The 2,060-nt window shown below is 78.8% G+C and carries 1 protein-coding gene; it reads left to right on the top strand.

What is annotated here, in order from left to right; all coding sequences use genetic code 11:
- Positions 1-121: 121 nt before the first annotated feature.
- On the top strand, positions 122-2,060 hold a 1,939-nt coding region (locus SZN_RS36820), incomplete at its 3' end, for an FUSC family protein (RefSeq protein ID WP_043735376.1).

Here is a 2,060-nt window from a genome sequence, read left to right as displayed (position 1 = left end):
GCGGCCGACAATGGGGCCCTGGGTGTCGTGGCCCGTTTTCCCCACGCCACCGCCGGCGGGCCGAGAGGAACCTGCTCATGGGCGCTGAGGCTGCACCTGCCCCGCGCGCGGGGCGCCCGCGGTGACGGGTGGGGCGGAGCGGTCGCGCGTCCTGCACCGGTCGGTGCGGGTGACCCTCGCCGCCGCCGCGGGCTTCTACCCCTTCGTCCACGGGCTCGGCGAACCGGTGCTCGCGCTCTACGCCCTGTTCGGCCCGATCTCGCTGGGCCTGCTGTCCCCGATCCCCGGCTCCGGGCGTCAGCGGGCCGAGGTCATGCTGAAGGCGCTGCCCGTCGCACTCGCGCTGGTGGCCCTCGGGACCGCGCTCGCGGTCACGACCTGGGCGGCGGTGCTCGGCATGCTCGCGGTCGGCTTCGTCCTCGCTTTCGCGGCGGTCGCGGGACCCCGCCCCGCCGGGGCCGCCCCCGGCCTCCAGCTCTTCTACATCCTGGCCTGCTTCCCGCCGTACGCGCCGCAGACCCTGGGCCTGCGGCTGGCCGGGCTCACCTTCGGCGTGCTGGCACTCGTGCTGTGCGAACTGCTCGTCCTGCCGCAGCCGCCCGACCCGGCGTACCGGGTCCGGCTCGCCGCCGCCCTGACCGCGGCCCGCGACACCCTCACCGGCCGCGGCGGCCTCTCACCGCGGCGGCTGCGGGAGACCGGCGCGGGGCTGCGGCTGTCCGCCGTCCCGCCCGCCGAACGCCCCGCCGGACCCGGCCGCGCGGCCCGCGCCCTGGCCCAGGCCGGTTCCGCCGCCCGCCGGCTGCTCGAACAGCTGGCCCATCTGAGCGAGGCCGGCGAACTGCGCGGACTCGTCCGGGACGGCGCCGGGGGCGGTACCCGGGACGGCCGCCCCGGCCGGGACCGCGCGGACACCGCGCTGAGGTCGCTGCTGCCGCGGGTGGTGCGGCTGCTCGACGAGACCGCCGCCGCCCTGCGCACCGGGCGGGCCGCCCCGGGCCCCCAGCGCACCGACGAGGCCGTCGACGAGTTCCAGCGGCTGCGCGCACGGCAGGCGGCAGGCCCCGCCGACGCGGTCCCGCCCGCCGCCGTCCTGCGCCGGCAGGCGGCGCTGCTCGCCGTCGCGGAATCGGTGCGGGCCCTGGAGGTCTCCGTAGGCGTCGCGCTCGACGGGCGGCGCACGGCGCCGATCGAGCCGCGCGAGCTGTTCTGGTACGCGCACGCCCCCGCGTCCCGGCTGTGGCTGCGCCGGATCGCCGGCAATCTGACGCCGCGCTCGGTGCAGTGCCAGAACGCCGTACGGGTCGCCGCCGCGCTCGCCGCCGCCCGGCTGGTGGCCGGATCGCTCGATCTGACCCACGGCTTCTGGGTGCTGCTCGCCGTGCTGACGCTCGCCCGCACCACCGTCGGTGCGGCCTGGGCGGCCGTGCGCCGTGCCGTCACCGGCAACCTCCTCGGCGCGCTCGCCGCCGGCGCGCTGCTCACCGGTCTGGGCCGGCACACCGGGGCGTACGCCGCGCTCCTCGCGCCCGCCATGCTGCTGGCGTTCGCGCTCGGGCCGCTGCTCGGCGTCGCCTGGGCGCAGGGCCTGTTCACCCTCGTGGTGGCCACCGCGTTCGCGCAGATCGCCCCGGCCTCCTGGCGGCTGGCCGAGGCACGCATCGTGGACGTGGCCACCGGCAGCGCCATCGGTCTGCTCTGCGCGATGTGCGCCTGGCCGGCCGGGGCGCGCGCCGAGGTGCGCAGAACCATGGCCGCGCTCCTTGCCGAGTGCGGCCCGCTGATCAGGGGCTCGGTGGGCCTGCTCGCCGCCGTCCCCCCGGGCTCGGTCGCGGCCCCGCCCACCGCCGCCGCCCTGCACCGGCTGCGGCTGGCCGAGTCGGCGTACGCCCAGTTCCGCAGCGAGCCCGGCAGCGACGCCCCGGCCCGCGCCGACTGGCACGGTGTGCTCATCGCCGCCCGTCACATCCTCCTCGGCGCCCAGTGGCTGCCGCGCTTCGACCGGCCCGCCGCCGCCCTCCCGGCGAAGGCCGCCGCCCTGGCCCGGGACGAGGGCGACG

It is taken from the genome of Streptomyces zinciresistens K42, from assembly GCF_000225525.1.
GTDB classification, from domain to species: Bacteria; Actinomycetota; Actinomycetes; order Streptomycetales; family Streptomycetaceae; genus Streptomyces; species Streptomyces zinciresistens.
The sequence above is the reverse complement of the archived record's forward strand: the minus strand, read 5'-3'. Positions and strand labels throughout refer to the sequence as shown.